Annotated in this window: 18 protein-coding genes and 3 tRNA genes; 3 read left to right on the top strand and 18 right to left on the bottom strand. The window is 43.6% G+C overall.

The features are described 5' to 3' along the window. Window positions 1–18: 18 nt before the first annotated feature. The 11 genes from KUA46_RS01100 to KUA46_RS01150 form a co-directional block, all read right to left on the bottom strand. Window positions 19–714: a DUF6048 family protein gene (locus KUA46_RS01100; RefSeq protein ID WP_367397047.1), complete on the bottom strand. Its 696-nt coding sequence runs from the start codon at window positions 712–714 to the stop codon at window positions 19–21. Beyond that, complete coding sequence (locus KUA46_RS01105; RefSeq protein WP_117691987.1) at window positions 665–1,144, bottom strand: DUF6452 family protein; 480 nt, start codon at window positions 1,142–1,144, stop codon at window positions 665–667. Before KUA46_RS01105 ends, KUA46_RS01100 begins: the two co-directional genes overlap by 50 nt. Next, window positions 1,132–2,103 carry a glycosyltransferase family 2 protein gene (locus KUA46_RS01110; protein WP_117691989.1) on the bottom strand — a complete coding sequence of 324 codons (972 nt, stop codon included), beginning with the start codon at window positions 2,101–2,103 and terminating at the stop codon, window positions 1,132–1,134. The genes KUA46_RS01105 and KUA46_RS01110 overlap by 13 nt, the downstream gene beginning before the upstream one ends. A 35-nt stretch (window positions 2,104–2,138) precedes the next feature. Continuing rightward, entirely contained in the window at window positions 2,139–2,753 is a 615-nt protein-coding gene (locus tag KUA46_RS01115; protein ID WP_006846268.1) for a DUF4199 domain-containing protein, read from the bottom strand. Window positions 2,754–2,958: 205 nt separating this feature from the next. Next, a tRNA-Thr gene (locus KUA46_RS01120) sits at window positions 2,959–3,032 on the bottom strand. A gap of 192 nt (window positions 3,033–3,224) precedes the next feature. Beyond that, window positions 3,225–5,798, bottom strand: a complete 2,574-nt coding sequence (locus KUA46_RS01125; protein WP_218487435.1) for an endonuclease MutS2 — start codon at window positions 5,796–5,798, stop codon at window positions 3,225–3,227. Between the two features lie 106 nt (window positions 5,799–5,904). After that, window positions 5,905–6,585 carry a thiamine phosphate synthase gene (locus tag KUA46_RS01130; protein WP_218487436.1) on the bottom strand — a complete coding sequence of 227 codons (681 nt, stop codon included), beginning with the start codon at window positions 6,583–6,585 and terminating at the stop codon, window positions 5,905–5,907. Window positions 6,586–6,626: 41 nt separating this feature from the next. After that, window positions 6,627–7,448, bottom strand: coding sequence for a bifunctional hydroxymethylpyrimidine kinase/phosphomethylpyrimidine kinase (gene thiD / locus KUA46_RS01135; RefSeq protein ID WP_218487437.1), 822 nt, complete (start codon window positions 7,446–7,448; stop codon window positions 6,627–6,629). A gap of 8 nt (window positions 7,449–7,456) precedes the next feature. Then, window positions 7,457–8,353: an SPASM domain-containing protein gene (locus tag KUA46_RS01140; RefSeq protein ID WP_256625065.1), complete on the bottom strand. Its 897-nt coding sequence runs from the start codon at window positions 8,351–8,353 to the stop codon at window positions 7,457–7,459. 186 nt (window positions 8,354–8,539) lie between these two features. Further along, window positions 8,540–8,624, bottom strand: a tRNA-Ser gene (locus tag KUA46_RS01145). Between the two features lie 333 nt (window positions 8,625–8,957). After that, window positions 8,958–9,833 (bottom strand): FAD-dependent thymidylate synthase, encoded by an 876-nt coding sequence (locus tag KUA46_RS01150; RefSeq protein ID WP_022121629.1) that lies wholly within the window; start codon window positions 9,831–9,833, stop codon window positions 8,958–8,960. A 111-nt stretch (window positions 9,834–9,944) separates the two neighbouring features. On the opposite strand from KUA46_RS01150, the gene tsaA reads away from it, so the two are divergent. Next, entirely contained in the window at window positions 9,945–10,625 is a 681-nt protein-coding gene (gene tsaA / locus KUA46_RS01155; protein ID WP_006846275.1) for a tRNA (N6-threonylcarbamoyladenosine(37)-N6)-methyltransferase TrmO, read from the top strand. Window positions 10,626–10,650: 25 nt separating this feature from the next. Here the strand turns inward: tsaA and KUA46_RS01160 are convergent, their stop codons facing one another. The 6 genes from KUA46_RS01160 to sppA all read right to left on the bottom strand — a co-directional run bounded on the left by KUA46_RS01160 (window position 10,651) and on the right by sppA (window position 17,228). Continuing rightward, on the bottom strand, window positions 10,651–12,054 hold the full coding sequence (locus tag KUA46_RS01160; protein ID WP_218487439.1) for a glycoside hydrolase family 28 protein: 1,404 nt from the start codon (window positions 12,052–12,054) through the stop codon (window positions 10,651–10,653). 134 nt (window positions 12,055–12,188) lie between these two features. Then, a tRNA-Phe gene (locus KUA46_RS01165) sits at window positions 12,189–12,261 on the bottom strand. A 111-nt stretch (window positions 12,262–12,372) separates the two neighbouring features. After that, complete coding sequence (thiL, locus tag KUA46_RS01170) at window positions 12,373–13,485, bottom strand: thiamine-phosphate kinase (RefSeq protein WP_040552461.1); 1,113 nt, start codon at window positions 13,483–13,485, stop codon at window positions 12,373–12,375. A gap of 23 nt (window positions 13,486–13,508) precedes the next feature. After that, window positions 13,509–14,318: a purine-nucleoside phosphorylase gene (locus KUA46_RS01175; protein WP_082231209.1), complete on the bottom strand. Its 810-nt coding sequence runs from the start codon at window positions 14,316–14,318 to the stop codon at window positions 13,509–13,511. Further along, window positions 14,203–15,378 (bottom strand): tetraacyldisaccharide 4'-kinase, encoded by a 1,176-nt coding sequence (lpxK, locus tag KUA46_RS01180; protein ID WP_117727747.1) that lies wholly within the window; start codon window positions 15,376–15,378, stop codon window positions 14,203–14,205. The genes KUA46_RS01175 and lpxK overlap by 116 nt, the downstream gene beginning before the upstream one ends. A gap of 65 nt (window positions 15,379–15,443) precedes the next feature. Next, the gene (gene sppA, locus KUA46_RS01185) at window positions 15,444–17,228 is read right to left on the bottom strand and encodes a signal peptide peptidase SppA (RefSeq protein WP_218487440.1); all 1,785 of its coding nucleotides are present in this window, start codon (window positions 17,226–17,228) and stop codon (window positions 15,444–15,446) included. 264 nt (window positions 17,229–17,492) lie between these two features. Between sppA and KUA46_RS01190 the strand changes: the two genes are divergently transcribed. Next, a complete protein-coding gene (locus tag KUA46_RS01190; protein ID WP_228114970.1) occupies window positions 17,493–18,302 on the top strand; it encodes an alpha/beta hydrolase in 810 nt (269 codons plus the stop codon). Between the two features lie 309 nt (window positions 18,303–18,611). Here KUA46_RS01190 and KUA46_RS01195 read toward each other — a convergent pair whose 3' ends face one another. Continuing rightward, window positions 18,612–20,039 carry an undecaprenyl-phosphate glucose phosphotransferase gene (locus tag KUA46_RS01195; RefSeq protein ID WP_194253363.1) on the bottom strand — a complete coding sequence of 476 codons (1,428 nt, stop codon included), beginning with the start codon at window positions 20,037–20,039 and terminating at the stop codon, window positions 18,612–18,614. Window positions 20,040–20,471: 432 nt separating this feature from the next. Between KUA46_RS01195 and KUA46_RS01200 the strand changes: the two genes are divergently transcribed. Then, entirely contained in the window at window positions 20,472–21,815 is a 1,344-nt protein-coding gene (locus KUA46_RS01200; RefSeq protein WP_218487441.1) for a sugar phosphate nucleotidyltransferase, read from the top strand. Window positions 21,816–21,849 lie beyond the last annotated feature (34 nt).

Raw genomic sequence — 21,849 nt, forward strand, 5'->3', positions numbered from 1 at the left:
TTACACATTATGAAGTCTTTAAATCTCTAGGGTTACATTGAATGTTCCGCCAAGGCGTGAACCTCCCTGTTTACCGTAGCCTGGCACATACCAGGTGTTGCCTAATTCTCCATCGTTCTTGAAGAGGCGGCGTTTGTATCTGAAACTCCAACCCATACGGACGGGACCCCAGATTTTGGCATCAATACCTATTACGCCTTCCAGCCAATGATAGTTGCAGGAAATGCCATTACCGCCATAGGGCGTTTCGCCGCCCCATACCGGGTCTGAAACGGGTGGGGCGCTCAGGTCATATTCATAATAGGTGCAGGCATAACGGAAACCGCCAAACAGACGGTAGTCGTCGTGTTTGTTCTTCAGAAGATTCCAGTCTACACCTAATCTGAAATAGGGAGCGCTGGTCTTGTAGGTAATTCGGGTTGCCTCATCGCTGGCATCTGCCTTTCCATAACCCAATTCGAAAACAGGATAATACTTGTCTTTCAGATTGATACGGAGAGATGCTTCGTACTGCCCATAGTCGCTAACCATCAACTGTACGGGACCTATCAGGTCAACTCCCACAGCCATACCTCTAAAAAAAGGTATGGTATCAGGCTGCTGCTCTATGATCTTCTTCTTGCTTTGGGCCTGACTGGGGAGAACAGCAAATAGGGATAGCATACTAGTTGCGGCTGCCAAAATATATGTAGAAATGTGCTTTGGATGCATCATAATTTACCTCTTTTTGATTGATGACTATTGAGTCAATATAATTGTGAGTAGTCTTAACATCGGTTATCGTATGGAAGAACGATGGACTGCAGTCTACCGACTCAAAATGAGAGCGGTTTTCCTTTGATACAGTCACGGTGTCCTTGAATACTTGCTTCGATAGGGTATGTATCTCGAAAAACAATACGTCTTCATCCAGGCTGTAACTCATAGGCAGACTGAAACTGTCTACGTTTACATCCTTATTGATCAGCACACTATCTGTTCCTTCTATCTTTTTCGTAGAAATCGTTAGCGTGTCTTTTAGCGTCTTGTTGTCGCCCATCAACTTGTATTTGGTATATACGGTATTGTTGAGTGGGCAGTCGAGAGATGTACATCCCATCATGGCTAGAACCATGAAAACGACGAAAGGTATTATTTTCCGCATCTTATTTCTTTTTCTATTTGATAATCGTTACGGTTTGGGTTCTGGCGGCTGATAAGGTCGCCCAGGAATCCGGCAAGGAACAGCTGGCTACCCAAAACCATCGCTACTAGAGCAATGAAGAAGTAAGGTGAATCGGTAATGAGATGTCCGTAGATGCCGTTGTGCAGGTCGATGGCCTTGTCTATGCCTAAGCCGATGAGCGATAGGAAGGCTATGAAGAATACGACGCTGCCCAGAAAGCCGAATACGTGCATTGGCTTTTTGCCAAAATTGCTCAGGAACCAGAGAGTCATCAGGTCAAGATAACCATTTACAAAGCGGTTCCATCCCATAAACTTTGATTTGCCGAACTTTCTTGCCTGATGATGAACAGGCTTTTCGCCTATCTTGGCAAAACCTGCATTCTTGGCTAGATATGGGATGTAACGATGCATCTCACCATATACCTCGATATTCTTAACTACGTCGAGGCGATAAGCCTTCAGACCGCAGTTGAAGTCGTGCAGATTGTGTATGCCGCTTACTTTGCGTGCAGTAGCATTGAAGAGTTTGGTAGGGATGGTCTTGCTCAGAGGGTCTCCTTCTTTACGGTTCTGCTTGTAACCTGACACGAGGTCGTATCCCTCTTTCTTAATCATCTGGTAGAGTCCCGGAATCTCGTCTGGAGAATCCTGCAGATCGGCATCCATGGTGATGACAACATCGCCCTGCGCTTCTTTGAAACCACAGAAGAGTGCTGGGCTCTTTCCATAGTTTCTGCGGAATTTGATACCCTTTACTTGCTCGTTCTTCTCGGCAAGTTCTTCTATGACGTTCCATGAACGGTCGGTAGAACCGTCGTTCACAAAGATGACTTCATAAGTAAAATCGTTTGAGTCCATTACTCGCTTTATCCAGGCGAAGAGCTCTGGTAACGACTCTTCCTCATTGAAAAGAGGAATTATTACTGAAATATCCATTATCTTGTATTTATCTGTTTGTTTCTTATTTATTGTTATTTTGTATGCTGTTGTTTATCCTTCTTTGCCATTACAGCAGCAATAATCGGGCTGAGTACAGCACCTGCTACCAGGTCGGTAATCATAAACATGGAAGCCCAGGCTATCGGTTTCATCATACTGACAGCATCAAGAAGGGCTTTGGATTCCCCTGCAGTTAACTGATACGCTTGTGCTACAATCTGATAGTTGGTTTGCAGTTGGTTCATGAATAGACCCGTATCCATAAAACGGAACCAAAGATATTGCACAAGGGTAAGCAGAAGGGTTGCATTGAAGAATGTCTGGATGCAATAGTAGAATGCATGACGGAAAGAGATATGTCCGTCTCTTGCATAGTCACGGAATGCCTTCAGTCGCTTGGCCACAACAAATGGGGTTGCTATGATGAGAATGTTGGAAATGAATCCCAGCATCTGGTATTGCGGGTCTACTGCCAGCATGGTACATACGAAACTGACAATCCAGACAGCTCCGAGGATGGCACCATCTTGCCGGGCGAATGCTTTGGTTTGTCTTATCTTGCCTGTGTCGATGATAATCGTTTTAACCTTATGCATTTGCTGGCTTGTTTTCTTTTCTTCCTGATTCTCGTTATTTTCTGTATTCATTTTTTAATTGTATTTCTACGGATGTGACATATCAATTTGCAAAAATACAACTTTTTTATTATATAAGGTGTAAAGGGTGGAAATATTTATATATAATTAAAGATAAATCCTCTTGAAATAGAGGTTTCAACTGTCATGTTATGAAATATAGAAGTAAAATGTATGTAAATAAAAAAGGAACCTTCCAAAAGAAGATTCCTTTTTGAGCCTCTTGTCGGATTCGAACCAACGACCCCGAGATTACAAATCACGTGCTCTGGCCAACTGAGCTAAAGAGGCGGGTGGACAAGCGATTCATATCGCACCGCTACAACCAAGTACCCTTGCTATGTTCCCATCCTGGGGGATTCCGAGGGAGCTGGTCGTATGAGACTTGTCCGTCTCAATTTTTAAGCGGGTGCAAAGGTACGGTTTTTCTTTGAACCCGCCAAATGTTTTGCCAAAAAACTTCAGTTGTTTAACGTTTGTTTGCTAAAAATCAACTACCGTAATGCCTGATCCGCCAAATTGTACGTGTTCATCTGCATAATGGGTCACATTAGGCACACTACTCAGATATTGACGAATGAGCTGTCTTAGGATGCCATTTCCCTTTCCGTGAAGGATTCTGACTCTTGGCATTCCTACCAGGATAGCATCATCGATGAAGTATTGTACCGCATTAAGTGCTTCATCGCCTCGCATTCCGCGAACGTCCAGATCCTGGTGAAAGTTGGATTTATGAGAGTCAATGGTCTTTCTGGTTTCCTTACTGATACCGTATGAAGCCAGATTTTCCTTGCGCTCTTCTGTCTTGTCTGCATTTTCAACAGGAGTTGTGGCATGCTCCAGACGGTTCAGGCGCATCTTGGTTCTCATTCCTCCAAATACGGCAGTTGCTGTATCTCCAGTAATGTTTTCTATCTTTCCGACAGTAGTCAGTCCCTTGATGCGCACCGTATCGCCAATCTGAATATCACGTTTACTATCTGCTTGAGCCTTGTTCTGTGCATTCCTCAGTGCTGCAGCAGCCTTTTCCTGATTCTCTTTCTTTTCAGCCTGGCGCTTGGCATGGCGCTCTTTGCGTTGTTGAATCTGGGCTATCTTGCGGGCAATTTTGTCATCGGTCTCCTTGGTATCAATTTCTTGAACCTCTTGCTTGAAGGTATCAAGTTCCTGACGGATACGGCGGGTTTCTTCTTTTTCAGCCTGGCTTTCTTTGATTTCCCGGATGGCGTTTTCGATTCTCTTGTTACTTTCTTTCAGAAGTTCTGCGGCTTCTTCTTTTGCCTTTTTGAGAATTGCCTTTCTGCTTCGCTCAATATCCTCTATGTCGTTTTCGTACTTGGAGATTGTTTTCTCCATGTCTTTTTCACGCTGATGGATATTCTGGCGTTTGTTTTCCCAATATCGCTTGTCACGAACAATATCCTGAAGATACTTGTCGCTTTGAATGTATTCAGAACCAACGATATCTGATGCTTCCTTGATTACTTCTTCGGGTAATCCTATCTTTCTTGCAATTTCGATAGCGAAAGAAGAACCTGGTCTGCCGATAGCTAATTGGAAGAGGGCTTTCATCTCATGGCGGTCGTAGAGCATGGCGCCGTTAACCACTCCTTCATGGCTGTCGGCAAAATGCTTCAGGTTCTGATAGTGGGTGGTAATCACACCATAAGCTTGCTGCTTGCAGAACTTGTCGAGTACAGCTTCGGCGATAGCACCTCCGATTCCTGGCTCTGTACCTGTACCAAACTCATCTATCAGAATGATGGTCTCGCCATTGGCTGCCTTCATCATATTCTTCATGTTCAGAAGATGAGATGAGTAGGTACTCAAGTCGTTCTCCAGACTCTGTTCGTCACCGATATCAATCATGATGTTTTGGAAGACGCCTGTCTTTGAACGCTCACTTACAGGGATACTCAAACCGCATTGCAGCATATACTGTAATAATCCGACGGTTTTCAGACAGACAGATTTGCCGCCTGCATTTGGACCGGAGATGATAAGAATGCGTTTGTCCTGTGTAAGCATGATATCCAACGGAACTACTTTCTCGTTTTTTTTCTGTAGAGATAGCTGCAATAATGGGTGTATCGCACGGGTCCAGTCTATGTGTGGATGGTCTTCTACCTCGGGTTCTATGGCTTTGAAGATATCAGCCAGTTTTTGCTTGGCTTGTATCAGGTCAATGATGGCAAGAAAACGGTAACTGTCCAGAATTTCCTTGGAGTATGGGCGTACCTTGTTGGTAAAGTCGGTGAGGATGCGAATGATTTCTTTTCTCTCTTCACCCTCCAGTTCACGTACACGGTTGTTTGCCTCTACCACCTCGGTAGGTTCTATAAAGACTGTTTTACCTGTGGCACTCTCATCGTGTACGATACCTTTGATTTTACGCTTCAGAGTAGGGATGACGGGAATAACCAGTCTGCCGTCACGCAGGGTAGGGGTTACGTCTTTTTCTACGATGCCTTCACTTTGTGCCGAGCGCAATATACTATATAAGGTACGTGAGATGCTGCCCTCTGTCTTTGCCAGTTCTCTGCGAATCTGAAGAAGTTCAGGGGTTGCATTATCTCTTATCTTTCCGAATTTGTCAAGTATCTGGTCGATGCGCTGAATCAGTTGTGGAAAAGTAACTACATCCTGCGAAAGGCGATGTAGGGCTGGGTAGGGATACTTTTTCTCTCTTTTCCATCCGTCTTCCGGCTCGTCATCGTCATCGCTGTGATTCAATATTTTCACCATATCGGCTATGGTAGATAGTGAACGTCGCAAGTCAAACAGCTCGTCCTCCTCCAGGTGACTGTTTTCTACACGGATACGGAGGATGCTCTCCCTTACATCATAGAAATATTGTAGGGGAAAGTCTTCTACTTCCTCCATCAGTCTGCGGAACTCACGCACCTGCATGAGCCATTCGTTAACTTGTTCTGCATCGCTGCTGAATGCCATCTTGTCTACCTGTTCCTTTCCGAGTGGAGAGAGGCATCTTTCGCGCAGCATCTTGCGGATTTCATTGAATCCTATCTTGTTTTCAAAATTATCTGGATATATCATGGGTGCAAAGGTAGTGCAAATCGAAGACAATACAAAATAAAAAAGCATTTTTTTATTTTTATTGTTGAGATTCGGCCTGTCTTATTAGAAAGTAGTGTATTTCCCTCTACCAAATGTTTGAACTGTTAAGCGTATTCTGGGCATTCCCAGGGGCAAGTTTCTTCTTAATTCCGGTAAGGTATTTTGCCCAGTTCGCATCAGTTCTTCTGTTCCAGATGTCACCTAAGAATGCAGCTCCGCCAAAGTTCCATGCTCTCAATTGTGGAATATATTCAGGAGTGACACCTCCTAATGCAACTACTCGCTCATTGATGATTCCATTGATGCCTGCTTCCTCTAAGTCTTTGTTGGAGAAGGAATGTTTGTAGCCTTTCTTTGAAATGCTGTCAAAGATTGGACTGAGGAAAACATAATGGCAGGCAGGTTTGAGAATCGCGCTCTTTTCGTCTTTGTTCTTGGGTGATATAGTCTGGAGAGCTTGTTCTACTTCCTTAAAACTATGGCAGGATTGTGAGATGCTTCCTTGAAAGCCTTCTGGAATCTCGTGGTTTCTTCTGTTAAGATGAATACCATGAAGATGAAATTCCTGACAAAGTTCGAAGTGATCGTGTACTACGATCTTTTTATGCCATTTCTTGTCGATTTCCTGTATCAGTCGCTTACACTCCTCTATATTTGATTCTGGTTTGCGCAGGTGTAGCAGGTCTATACCTGCTTTAAAGAGTTGGTTGATATAGGTTGATTCATTCTCTATAAAATCGGGCAGAGTGATTACTATCCATTTCATATTCGTTGTGATTTTATTTCTTTATATAAAGGTGTTGGCTGTTATTTGATAAACAGTGCGTTGGGTTCATAGAAATGATTCACCGGACCATGACCTTTTCCTATCTGTACATCTTTTCCTGCCAGAATTGCGCCTGAAAGATAGGTTTTTGCCATGGCGATAGCTGTATTCATATCCATTTCTCTTGCCAGATAAGAAGTGATGGCTGAGGATAGGGTACAACCTGTACCGTGGGTATTGCGTGTGTTTACGCTAATGCCTCGATAACTGGTAATAGGCTTTCCGTCTTCGAAAAGGTAATCAATCTTTTCTTCTCCCTGGAAATGGCCGCCTTTGATGAGTACATATTTACAGCCTAACTTACTGATGGCTAAAGCTGCGTTCTGGATGTCTTCCTTATTCTGTATCTTCATTCCTGCCAGTATCTCTGCTTCCGGGATGTTAGGTGTTAGCAGGGTAGCTAGTGGTAATAACTCCTGTATGAAAATGCTGAGAGCATCCTCCTGCATGAGTCTGCAACCACTGGTGGTAACCATCACTGGGTCTATGATAAGATGCTGATATTCTCCTTGGTATCTCTTCAGGGTTTCTGCGATTGCTTGGATGGTGGCACGGTCGTTCACCATACCTACTTTGATGGCATCTGGGTGGATGTCGTCCATCACAGCTTCTATCTGGCCCTTTACGATTTCGGGGGTGATGTCTTGGATGGCATAAACTCCCAGGGTGTTCTGTACGGTAATGGCTGTAATGGCCGATGCTGCATATACGCCTAGTGCCGACATTGTCTTGATGTCAGCTTGCACGCCGGCTCCTCCACAACTGTCTGAGCCGGCTATTGTCATTGCTGTATAATATCTCATAATTCTTATTAACTTCTTGCTTTTCCTCTAAAACTGTTTCTTACCAGGGCTGATTCGCAGGTCTCACAGAGATGTTCTGTGGCTTGATGGTGCTTGAAACCTTCTATCATGGCTTGGGCGCGGGGGGAAGCCAGAATTTCTTCTAGCGATTGTTTGAGCAGGTTCCCCAGTGCCACATCTCCGTTGTGGTCCAGGCAGCAGGGTACCAATGTGCCATCAGCCAATATGCCTATCTGTTTGAGTAGGGCTTTACAGAAAACTTCTCTTTTTCCTTCTCTGATACCTGATTCCGGGTTTCCTCTTACCATTTCGTTTTCTTCGATATGGTTATCGAAATTGGGCCATTCGAATTTCCTATCAAACTCCAGATAGAGATTGTTGGCAAGTCTGTAACCGTCAGGTCGTTCTTTCCAGGGCTTGGGAACAAATTTTTCGATGTGCTCCATCACTTCTTCATTTTCCCGGTCTTTTCCTCCTTGGTTCCAGAGTCTGAGAACTATGCAGGTTCCTTTTTCTGCGGCTTGGGTTGAAAAAGTCATCACCTCGTTCATGTAACTGGCGAGTTCTCCCTTGGCATTACTCTCGTGCGAGTGGAGTGAGAGCTGTATCTTGTGGGGAAGTGTATCAAGGAGGTCCATGGCTTTATGTAGCAGAGTGCCATTGGATGTAAGTACGGTTTTGAAACCTTTCTCTCTTGATATGCTGATAAACTCGGGTAGAAGGGGGTGTAGTAGGGGTTCGCCCATAATGTGGAAATATAGGAAACAGACCTTCCCACGTATCTTGTCGGTGAGCAGGTCGAATTCCTCAGCAGTCAACTGTCTTTTCTTTCTTGTATGTTTTGGACAGAAGTGGCAGTTGAGATTGCATGTATTGGTGATTTCTATGTAACAGCGATCTATCATTGTCTTGTCTTTTCTTGCATGTAGCTTACTTTTGAGCAAAGTTACATGTTTTCTTTGATATGACCAAATAATATAGCATAATTTTGCATTTGAAGTCTTCTTGTCATGGATAGTGAATGAATATGAAGGAAATATACAAATACGGAAATAAAAAAGCCTTCTGAAATTTCTTTCAGAAGGCTCTTGCGGAGAGAGAGGGATTCGAACCCCCGGTACCTCTCGGTACGACGGTTTTCAAGACCGTTGTAATCGACCACTCTACCATCTCTCCATTGTTTTAGTCTGGATGACTATAGCTTGGTTTTCTTAAGCGGTTGCAAAGGTACTACTAATTTCTGGTTCCACCAAATTTTTCGCCAACTTTTTTTCATTTTTCTTCAAAAAAATGCATTTTTAGGGGTAATAAGTGGCAAAATCGGCAAAAAATAGAGAGGTAAGGCTGAAAAAGACAATAAAAAAGGGCTACCGCCGTAGCCCCAATCTTGATAACCTTAAATCTAATACTATGAAAAACACACCGCAAAAATACGAAATAAATCTATTCGTTATGTCAAAAGAATAGAAAATCTTTATTTTTAAAGGGTGCTTTAATATTTTTTAAACCTTAGAGGTAACCTTTCTGCTTAAACTCTTCCATCAGTGGCAAGGCTAAAATCTTGGCATCAGGATGTGGTGCACCGGTAGTACCTAATGCGCGGAGGTCGAAGAAATGTTTCCAGTCACTCACGAAAGCGGTATGAACCAGTTCTGTGTTGCAGTCCAATGGTAGGATGGCTCGTGCTTCCTGTGGTTTGCAACCTGCCTCTATCAGTTTCATGTAGGCATATTCGGCAGCCTGATTGGCGAATATCCAAGTTGTGAGTTTACTCCATTCAGCAGTTCTTCCTTCTGCAATGTCAGCACACATATCTTCTATTCGGTAGTCGCTGGGATCTTGTGAACCATCGAAACCTTCTGCTTCTACCCATGTAGGCAGGTTGATGGTAATCTCGTTATCAAACTTATTCTTCGAATAGTTGCAGTATCGGGTACTCTGCTCTGCCATAGAGTTGGCACGATGACGGTTATATTCTCGGGTAATGGAAATCTGAGTAGTAAAATGAACGGTAATACGGAGTTCGTGCTTACCTTCTTCATAGTTGCTGAGGTATTTCAAATCATCCATCGCCTTGTTTTCTGCCAATACTCGGAGATTGGTTGTAATATAGTCTTTGCCGTCTAACGTTTTCAGACGTGAGAACTTGTTGTGGGTATAAAGCGGCAACTCTCCATGTTTGCATACCAGATACACGGTTCCATGTTCCAGCATGGCAAAGTGTTCACTCTGCACCATCCGATCCACGAAAGGTTTGGCAGAATTCACTGTGGTATTATTCTCACTTTTATAGCATACTCTTCCTGCTCGTTCTATCTGCTGGTAGATGCCGAGCTCACCTGGTTTCTGTAACCAGATTTCATACGATGGTCTTTGTATTTTCATTTCTTTTTGTTTTTTGTTCTGTCTGCAAAGGTACATTATTTTGTGCATACGGCAAAATAATTCATGCCTTTTTTCGTCTTATATATAATTAAGGTGTAATAATTAGTAAATATGGAGATAAAACCAATAGCATATTTTCGTTCTCCCTTCAGTAGCAAGTTTGGCATACCCAAACAGGCTGGATTGGTAGCAGAACTGGAAGGACAGATTGTTTTTGAACCCGAATTTCGTAACCCTGATGCGCTGCGTGGCATGGAAGGCTTTGATTATCTTTGGCTGATTTGGGAATTTTCTGCCAATAGGCACAAAGCGCACAGTCCGGTTGTTCGTCCTCCTGTGTTGGGAGGCAATGAGAAAGTGGGTGTCTTTGCCACTCGAAGTCCTTTCCGTCCCAATAATATAGGTCTTTCATCGGTAAAAATTTCTCATATCGAATGGGAGACTCCTCATGGTCCTGTCATTCATGTTAAGGGAGCTGATCTTATGGACAAGACACCGATATTTGACATCAAGCCGTATGTGGTGTATGCCGATTCTCATCCTGGGGCCAGGAGCGGTTTTGTTGATGACCGCAAATGGCAGAAACTTGATGTAGAGATTTCTGAAGATGTAGACAGGCATCTGCGTCTGCAGGGATTGAATGCAGAAAAGATTGAAATATTGAAAGAGGTACTTGCCCAAGATCCCCGTCCGCATTACCAGAAAGACCCTCATAAGGTCTATGGAATGCCTTATGAGGGTCTTGATATTCATTTCACGGTTTGCGATCATACGCTTACTGTTGTCAAGTAGACTTCTTGAATGTTGAGTAGAAAATTTACTTTGCGAAACTTTCAAAACGTACGTTTTCCAACAGAATTTTGCAGGCAGCATCGATATTCTTGGCTTCCTTGGTGTAGAAGATATTGGAGTTCTTGATGGTGATATCGTGTACCATACCTTCTGCACCATGTGCTTCAATACCTGTTTCGCAACCTCGTACGTAGATGTTGCTCATGTGGATATCCTGAAAGTTTGGCAGGAATTCCTGCTTTACGGGAGTTGTCTGCTTCTGGGCACCCACATGGTTGTCAAAATAAGTGGTCTCAAAGGTGATGGCTGCATCCTTGATATCGGTCATGTAGATATGGTCGATATAGATGTTCTCTGATGTTCCACCTCTCTTCACAGCACTTTTAAAGCGTAAACCGGTATCTGTTCCCTGGAAAGTATTGTTGCGAACAACAATATTCTTCATGCCGCCAGAGAACTCGCTGCCGATAACAAAACCTCCATGGGCATGGTATACGGTGTTGTCCTGGATATTGATGTTTTCACAAGGACCTGCTGCCACACCTGCTGCGCCTGCGCCACCCTTCATGCAGATACCATCATCACCGGCATCTATCACATTGTTTACGATGAGTACATCCTTACAGCTGGAGATATCAATCGCATCACCGTTCTGGGCATTCCATGGACATTTTACGGTGATTCCGTCGATTGTCACATTCTTGCATCGGGTAGGGATGATATGGAATTTAGGACTATTCAGAAGTGTAACTCCCTGTACGAGCACATTCTCGCAACTGGTGAATCTGATCATGTGTGTTCGGGTTTTCTCCTGTTCGTCCATATTCTCAGCCACATTAGGTTCGTGCTTCAGGTTGAAAGGATACCAGATGTCACCCTTCTCATTCAGTGTTCCGCCCATAGCCTGGAATTCTTTCCATTCTACGTCACTAACCTTACTGCGCTTTACCGGTCTCCACCATTCTCCGTTTCCGTCAATGGTGCCCTCGCCTGTGATAGAAATATTTTTTCTCTTGCTGGCATTGATGGCTGGAGTAGCACGGCTTTCTTTCTTTCCTGTGGTCTCGTCTATCTTGAAGTGATCATTCTTGTCTTCAGAAAGAACGATGATGGCATTCTTTTCCAGATGCAGGTCAATATTGTCCTTCAGTGAGATGAGACCGGTGAGGTAGATACCTGCAGGCACATTAAGATGACCGCCGCCCATCTTGTTCAGTTTGCTGATGGCTTTGGCGAATGCCTGGGTATTTATGGTGAGTCCGTCACCATTACCGCCACATTCCAAGATACTGACATGATTGTCTGGGATGCTAGGCAATGTTGGTTGCTGCATCTGAACTGGTAAGTTCTGATAATACTTACTGTAATCTTTGGCATTGGCTGTCACAAATGAGAAACAGACCAATAAAACTATTAAAATCTTCTTCATAAGCTTTTTAAGTTTAGTTTGTTTAATAAATTCTATACTTTGTCTTGTTTGTAATATCTGTTACCTTAAGGTGTGGATATAAAAAAAAGACGGCCCTAACCACAGTTAGTAACCGCCTTTTATGAAAGGAGGAGTGGTACCACCAGGAATCGAACCGGGGACACAAGGATTTTCAGTCCTTTGCTCTACCAACTGAGCTATGGCACCATCTTGCTTTTTGCGGTTGCAAAGGTACAATAAATATTTTAATTGAGCAAGAGAAAACGAAATATTTTCTCTTGCTTAATGTTTATTAACTAAATATCCCTTTGCTTGAAATTAATCTTTCAGCGGATTCCAACCTTGTGCTTTCAGTTCAAATTCCTGTCCGTCTCTGGTAATGAGGAACTTGCCCAGATTTTCTTTGGTGATGTAGCCAATCTGCCTTACACCCTCCATAGTCTCAATCTTCTCGTGGTCACCGATAGGTACGGTAAAGAGAAGTTCATAATCTTCGCCACCATTCATAGCACAGGTGGTAAGGTTCATATTGAATTCTTCTGCCTGCACGGCTGTCTGGTAGTCGATAGGTATGTTCTTCTCATATACTCTGCATCCGCAATGACTCTGTTCGCAGATATGCATCAATTCACTGCTCAGACCATCGCTCACATCCATCATGGCTGTAGGACGGATACCTGCCTCACGCAGTTGTGCTATCACATCTCCGCGTGCCTCAGGCTGCAGTTGTCTTTCCAAGAGATATTCCTTGCCGGCGAAATCTGGCTGGAAGTTGCGCATATTCTCTAAGTCTCTGTTCAGAAGAGCCAGTTTCTCGTTATCACCATTTGCTTTAGCCTCAGCCATCTTCTTTCGGATATCTTCTATCTGTCCGTAGTATACAGCCTTTTCGCGTTCCAGCAGTTGAAGTCCCATATAGGCACCGCCCAAGTCGCCTGACACACAGATCAGGTCTGTTTCCTTGGCTCCGTTGCGGTATACGATTTCTTCTTTTGCTGCTTCTCCGATACAAGTAATACTGATGGCTAAACCGGTGAGAGAAGAAGTCGTATCACCTCCCACGATATCTACTCCCCATTTGTCACATGCCATTCGAAGACCCTTATAGAATTCATCAATGTCTTCTACTTTGAATCGTTTACTCAATGCTATGCTTACTACCATCTGACGTGGGGTTCCGTTCATAGCAAAGATATCACTGATGTTTACCATTGCACTCTTGTAACCCAAGTGAACCATGTCAATATAGGTAAGGTCGAAATGTACGCCCTCCATCAGCATATCTGTAGTCATGAGCACTTCCTTGTCTGGATAATGCATCACGGCACAATCGTCGCCTACACCATAAACTGTAGACTCGTTTTTCTTTTCATAACCTTTGGTGAGATGGTTTATAAGACCGAATTCACCTAACTTTGAGATATCCAAAATAAATAATAGTTTATAATTTATACTTAAGATCTGCGGATGATTTCTCGCATAATCTCTGTCATCTTAGGCTGTGCGGCATTGGCTGCAATCTGCACTTCCTCATGACTGACTTCTACAGGTACATCGAAACCGCCAAGATCGGTGATAATGCTGATGCCGAAAACCTTGATTCCGCAATGGCGGGCAACAATCACTTCTGGTACAGTACTCATACCTACAGCGTCACCACCCAATACACGATACATGCGATACTCTGCCGGTGTCTCGAAGGTAGGTCCCTGAACGCCAACATATACACCATGCTTTGCATCAATTCCCTTCTCCTTAGCGATATCGTCGGCAAGGTCGCGGAGTTTCTTGTCGTATGCTTCGTGCATATCCGGGAAACGTGGACCGGTAGGGAAGTTCTTTCCGCGCAATGGATGTTCTGGGAAGAAGTTGATGTGATCATCGATAATCATCAGGTCTCCAATCTGGAATTCCGGATTCATACCGCCCGAAGCGTTGCTTACAAAGAGGGTTTCAATGCCCAACTCGTACATCACACGTTCTGGGAAGGTTACAGCCTTCATGTCATATCCTTCATAGTAATGGAATCTTCCTTCCATAGCCATGATGTCTTTACCTCCTAACTTACCGAAAATCAGTTTGCCTGCATGACCTTGAACGGTAGATACTGGGAAGTTTGGTATTTCACTATATGGAAATTCATAACTGTCAGTTATTTCTGAAGCTAATTGTCCGAGACCGGTTCCCAGTATGATTGCTGTCTTCGGACTTGTTGTCATCCTTTCTTTTAGCCAGGATGCTGTTTCTTGAATTTTTTCGTACATAGCTAATGATTTTGTCGTTAAAATTATCTTCTTGTTCCAGCATGAAACTTACCTTGATAGGCAGTTCGTATATGCTTTTCTTAACTATTTCATAGAGTCCCTCTGTCTCTTTTAGTCTCACGGCATCTTTCTCTGTCGTGATAATCAGACGGGGTTCTGGCATCTGTTCAAACGCCTCGTTGATGCGTGTGATGTCTTTATTCTTGAAGCGATGGTGATCACCGAAACTCAGCGACTGCATACTCTTGACCATTGGCTTCAGGTCGTGTTCCATCTGCTTAGGCGATGCGATACCAGTAACCAGCAGAGCATGGTAGTTTTTCAACTCCTCCTTGGCTATCTGCTGGTCTTCGAAAACTCCCTTTGGCGTATCATAGTTGATGCAGGTGAAGTAGAGCTTCTGGAAAGGGTAAAGGTCCATAGCCTTGGTGAGTACACGGAATTCCATTGGCTTCAGATCCTTTGGACATTTAGTGATAATCACAATGTCTGCACGGTTCTTACCGCTTAGAGGTTCTCTCAGTCTTCCTGCCGGCAACATCTTGTCATAGATAATCAGACGGTGGTAATCTACCAGCAGAATGTTGATACCTGGCTTCACATAGCGATGCTGAAAGGCATCATCCAGTAATACAACATCTACATCCTTGGTCGGTTCTTCATTCTGCAACTTTTCGATTCCTCTCACCCGCTTAGCGTCTACGGCTACATAGATATCGTCAAACTTGCTGTGCATCTGGAAGGGTTCATCGCCAATCTCTGACATTGTTGTATCTTTATCTGCCAGCACATAGCCACTGGTCTTTCTTTTGTAACCACGTGATAGCACGGCTATCTTTACCTTGTCGTGCAACAAGCGTATCAGATACTCCACATGGGGAGTCTTGCCCGATCCGCCCACCGTGATGTTACCCACAGAAATAATCGGGATTGAGAATGACTGACTCTTTTTCAGTCCGATATCGAAGAGCCAATTGCGAAATCTGACCATGCCGCCATAAATCCAACTCAGTGGTAGCAGCCAGTCGTTGATCTTGATAAGATCGCCTTCTGTTCTCATGTCTGTTTCCTTTCTCTTAATTCGGTATGTCTATATATTAATGTACGCATACCTTATTATAAATGTTATTGTATGTTCAGTACGTAAGGAAGTGCAGCCTGTATAGGCTCTTTCTCCTTCATATTGCGTATCATGATGAATGGCTGGTAGAGATCACCCAATGCCAGACGCAACTGTTCGTCGAGGTAGGTTCCCTTGTTTCCGCCCGCCATATCCAGCAACTGTTCCATCCATCCAGCCAATGCCGGATATTCTACCGCCTGATAACTGCTGAGATGAGCCAATTCTGCAGCCTTGTCGATGGCGTCGCTCAAGCCGCCGAATCCATCAATTAACTTGATCTTCTTGGCGTCTGTACCCAGCCATACTCTTCCTTGAGCAATCTTCTCAACCTGTTCGGTACTCATTTTTCTGCCCTCAGCCACACGATTGCGGAAGAGACTATATCCACGGTTCACATAGTTTTGCATGGTGGCAATCTCTTCTGCACTCCATGGGCGTGACATGCCTGCAGAGGCATAGGTACTGTTGCGGTTGGTCTTCACTTCATCATACTTGAAGCCTAACTTCTTTGTCATCAGGTCACTGAAATCTGGCAGGGCTCCAAAGATACCGATGCTGCCGGTCAATGTTGTAGGTTGTGCCATGATATATTGGGCACCCATACTCATATAATAAGCACCCGATGCTGCCATACCACCCATCGAAACCACTACCGGCTTCTTTTTATTTAATTCTTTAACTGCTCTCCAGATCTGTTCCGAAGCATAGGCATCGCCACCGCCCGAATTGATACGCAGAACTACGGCCTTTATCTGACTGTTATCTGCAAGTTCCTGAAGGTCCTTGATGACCTTTGTACTTACTATCTGTTGCTCTGAATCATAGATGCTAGGAGTCTCCATCCTGACAATGGACCCCTGACAGTAGTATACGGCAATCTCTTCGCCCATCAGATTCGAGTCGTCTATAGTCATATCTACGTCGTTATAGTCAACCTGATTGATGGTCTCGTCTGCCTTCAGTCCTAACTGTTTCTTTACCACGTCTCTGATTTCATCATAATAGCAGAATCCATCTACCATCTTTCGAGATTTCAGTAGTTTGGTATCATCAAACACCATCAGCCCGTCAGCATAGCGGTTCAGTGAATCCTTGTTGATGTTTCTGCTTTTGCTCACATCTCCCAACATCTGTTGCCAGAGTCCACCAATATAGCGTGAAACCTGCTCTCTGTTGGCATCCGACATTTTGTCTTCGGTGTATGTTTCAGTATAGCTTTTGTATTTGCCTACCTTCACTACCGTAAAGTGAACGCCAAACTTGGCTGCTACGTCTTTGATATATTGTGGCTGCGATGCAATACCATGCCAGTCCACATTGCCTTCTGGGTTTACATATACCTTGTTGGCAACCGAAGCCAGATAATATCCACCCTGTGAGAGAGCATCACCATATGCGATAATCCATTTGCCGCTCTTCTTGAAATCGGCAAGTGCATTTCTGATTTCCTGCAAAGTGGCATAATCTGTCTCCAAGATACCTGTTTCCAGATAGATGCCCTTCACTTTATCCTCATTCTTTGCCTTGCGGATAGAAGAGAGAATCCTGTTCATGCCTATGTTGTTAAACTGCTCGCCTGTCAGTTCGCCGAGCCAGTTGTCTTCAGTACGGTCTTCAATCTGTCCTTGTAGTTTCATCACCATCACCGCATTGTCTTTCAGTGCCGGTTTACTGTTGCTCGATGCCACCATTCCGATGATACAGATGAATCCCAGGATGGTCATGATCAGCCCGAAGGCAAACAGTCCTACGATAGTGGCTGCCACGTTCTTGAAAAAATCCTTCATTATTCTATGTCAATATTTTATAAGTGAGACTCCTAAATAAATGCCAGCGGCAGAAGAGAGATGTTTTCTCCGATTGCCGTTTACAGCAATTTTTCTGCAAATATAGCAAAAAAGAACCAATAATCAAAGCGATTGGAACAAAAACACCAAAAAAAGAAGAAAAAATAACATAGGGTTAACGAAAAAATGCCTATCTTTGCATTATCTTAGCAAAACAGAATAAAGATATAAACAACATAACAAAAAAGAAAAATGAAAAAGACAATGATTTTTTTTCTACTGATGCTGACAGCTATTACAGCATCAGCTCAATCTACCGCTCGCAAGTTCGTATTGAAGAACAGTAGCGACGGACAGAGTGAACTTACCTGTTATCTTCCTAAGAATCCTTCAGGAAGAGCTGTAGTAGATTGTCCTGGAGGTGGGTATTCTCATCTTGCAATGGATCATGAGGGACATCAGTGGGCTGAGTATTTTAACAAACAGGGTATCGCTTTCTTTGTCTTGAAATACCGTATGCCTAACGGAAACCGCAATATTCCATTGAGTGATGCCTATCAGGCGATGCGAACCGTTCGTGACAGTTCTGCAGTATGGAAAATAAACAAGGAAGATGTCGGAATTATGGGATTTTCTGCCGGCGGTCATTTGGCTTCTTCCGTCAGTACTCATGCTGAGACGGCTGTGCGACCTGATTTCTCAATTCTTTTCTATCCGGTGATTTCAATGGATGAGCGTATCTCTCATAAGGGATCATGTGTGAATTTCTTGGGTGAAGAGCGTAATACCAATAAGAAACTGGTAGAAGAGTGGTCTAACGACAAGGCTGTTCGTCCTAATCTTACCCCTCGTGCCATCATACTAATGTCTTTTGATGATAAGGTTGTTCCTCCTGTAACCAATGGCGTAGCCTATTATTCTGCCATGAGCAAGGCGGGCAACGAGTGTACCATGCACATCTATCCGACTGCCGGACATGGATGGGGATTCCGAGATGCTGCCCATGGTTTCCCATATCACGACCAAATGTTGAATGACCTTACCTGTTGGCTCAACAGGCTTCCGTCTAAGTAAGTAAAGAGAATATCTAAAAAGAGGATGTATCATAAGTTGATGATACATCCTCTTCTTTTTGTTGAAAGAGCTAGGATATGTTGTTGGAAGAGCTAGGATATGTTGTTGGAAGAGATAGGATATGTTGTTGGAAGAGATAGAATATGTTGTTGAGACAGTAAGTATCTCCGGTCGCACAACAGCTGTTGTGCGCTTGCATAACAGCTGATATGCGCATGCACAACAGCTGATGTGCATGCGGTGGCCAACTGTTATGCGCCAACTGGTTTCCAAACTTATGGCACATCCTCTTTTTCTTTTTATAGACTCCTAATAAGCATTCTTGTCAGGGCAGATAATGCTCTTGGCTGTCATGAAGATAATCTTGATATCAAGCCAGAACGACCAGTTCTCTATATACCAGATATCACGGCGGATACGTTCCTCCATCTGCCAGAGCTCCTTGGTCTCACCACGGAACCCGGTAACCTGAGCCCAACCGGTGATACCAGGCTTGGAGAAGTGGCGAACCATATACTTATCTATCAGGCTTCCATACACCTCTGTATGATGCAGCATGTGAGGGCGCGGACCCACAATACTCATGTCTCCCTTAAGAACATTGAAGAATTGAGGAAACTCATCTATGTTCGTCTTTCTCATAAAGTTGCCGAAAGCAAATTTACGTGGGTCGTTCTTTGTTGCCTGTGCCTTGTCTGCATCCTTGTTCACATGCATGGAACGGAATTTAAGACAGTAGAAGGTATCACCATTCAGACCCGTTCTTGCCTGTTTGAAGAAAATTGGACCAGGACTCTGAATCTTGATGATGAGAGCTATGAATGGAATGAATGGTAGAACGCACAAACATGCAAGCCCGCTCACCACGATGTCGAAGCTACGCTTGATAATGCGGTTTGACATGCTTGTTAGGGGTTCTATGCGGTTTGAATATACCGTCCTTCCCATAAAATTCTGGGCATCAAGATGCAATTTGTACTCACCAAACACACGTGGCAGGTAGTAGAAGTGTATCACATTCTTATCACAGAAGTGCATGATATTGATGATTTCAGGATCTTTATGCGACAGGCAGCAGAAAACCTCGTCAATATTGGAAGGTTCACCATTGATGGTATCATTCATGGTAGAAGAGATAATCTCTTTGAGCTGTTTCATGTTTCCTATTCTTTTCAACCCTTCCGGATTATCAGTGATGTCTTCGTCTGCATAATATCCTTTTACGATATAACCTGCCGAGGGATCTTCTGTCATCGTTTTGTACATCTCGCTCACGGCAGGATCGTTACCTACAAAGACGACGGTGCGTGAGTTGCGGCCTTTAGAGCGGAAATACTTTAGTAATTTGAGCTCGCAGAGTCGGCTTATGATGAGAGACAGATAGAATGTTATGCCGAAGATAATGCTGAAGGAGAACATCTTTCCCCCGTGACCGAGTAGTCTTGAGAAGGTAAAGAAACAGAATGTTGTTGCTGCAGCCAGATATAAAGTACGCTTTGTAACCTGTAGGAACCCGATCTTTCTGACATGAATGATGGTGGAATAGAAGTATTCGCCTAGGAACAAGGCAGCATTGGCAACAAAAAAGGTAATCTTTGTTGCTTTGTCGAAATACGCAGGTATGAGTTCTTGACCATATTGGGTATAGAACAACAGTACGATGTTGAGAATAACGAAATCGGCACCTATCACCAGTCTCCTTATCATTTCATTTCCTTTATAATGCTTGTTCGTCATTTGCTTATTTTTTTATACTCCTAGTTATTAATATATCTTTTTAAGTTATTGAGGTATGCTTAAATTGATATTTGGTCGCAAAGGTAATAATAATAGTTGAAAATCGGAAATAAATCAGCAAAAAAATATCGAAATAGACCAACTTGAACCAACTTGAACCAGCTTTTCTTATTTTTAATCTGTTTAAATGATGTTTTTTCTTCCTTTTTACTTTCTTGCGCATATCTAGGTATTTTTATATGAATAGGTAGTTTTTTTAGAAATTGCTTGGTGGTCTCAAAAGAAAAACGTACTTTTGCAGCCGGATTATCACGGATGATTCTTCTTTGAGACCTGTTGGTACTGGGAGTAAACTCCTGATGTGATGCAGTCTCTCATTGTTAATTTGTGAAATCTTAAGTATGAACAATAAACGATTTAGATAGTAATAATATGCAATTAATTTTGTTATCGGGTGGCTCGGGTAAAAGGCTCTGGCCACTTAGCAATAATGCTAGAAGCAAACAGTTCTTGCCATTGCTCGAAAAGGAGAATGGGGAGATGGAAAGTATGGTTCAGCGCGTGGTACGTCAGGCTCAGGAAGCAAATCTGACCAGCGATATTACGCTTGCTACAAACGCCAGTCAGCTGGATATCATCCAGAACCAGCTGGGAGAGCGGGTTTCTGTGGTTACCGAACCGGAGAGGCGTGATACTTTCCCTGCTATCGCTTTAGCTGCAAGTTATCTGAAACTGAAGAAGAAATGTGAGGATGACGAGGTTGTGGTTATTATGCCTTGTGATCCTTATACCGAGTTGGAATATTTCCATACCATAGCCCGTATGGTGGAATGTGTGGAGAAAAACGTCGCCGACCTCGTGCTGATGGGTATCAAACCTACTTATCCAAGTGCAAAATATGGTTATGTGGTTCCTTTTGCTGAAGGAGAGAAGTATCAGATAGTGAAGAGATTTACCGAGAAACCGGATGTGCCTACAGCAGAGAAACTCCTGGAGGAGGGTGCTTACTGGAATGGTGGTGTCTTCGCTTTCCGTTTGGGCTATATGATGCAGATTGTACGTAAGTATATGCAGAGTGAGAACTTTGAAGATACTCGTGCAAGATATAGCGAATTTCCAAAAATCTCTTTCGACTACGAGGTGGCGGAGAAGGCTGAATCGGTAGCGGTAGTACCGTTTAATGGTGAATGGAAGGACCTGGGTACCTGGAACACACTCACTGATGAGCTGCATCATGCCAGCATCGGTAATGCGGTGATGGGAAGTCATTGCGAGAATACGCATGTCATCAACGAACTCCAGTTGCCTCTGTATGTGGATGGCTTGAAGGATGCTGTTGTTGCAGCGAGTCCTGATGGCATCTTCGTCTGTGCAAAGAAATATTCCGAGGACATCAAGAAGGCGGTAGAACATCTTACTCCGCGTCCGATGTATGAGGAAAGAAGGTGGGGTACTTATCGGGTGATTGACGATTCTGAGTATGCTGACGGTAATCATTCGCTCACCAAGAGTATTACCTTGAAGCCAGGTAAGAATATCAGTTATCAGCTTCATCACCATCGTTCAGAGGTGTGGACATTCGTAGAAGGTGAGGGCATCTTTGTACTTGATGGTGAGGAGAAACATGTGAAGGCTGGTGATACCGTGGTGATTCCTCTGGAGCATTATCATGCCATCAAGGCGATTACACAGCTGACTTTCATCGAAGTTCAGAATGGTAATCCACTGGTTGAGGAGGATATTGAAAGATTCGATTATCAATGGAAAATGAAATAAAACACAAGTTTTTGTGATATAATGTCAGTATTTA

Origin of the sequence: Segatella copri (assembly GCF_019249765.2) — a bacterium.
In the GTDB taxonomy this organism is placed as follows: Bacteria; Bacteroidota; Bacteroidia; order Bacteroidales; family Bacteroidaceae; genus Prevotella; species Prevotella copri_K.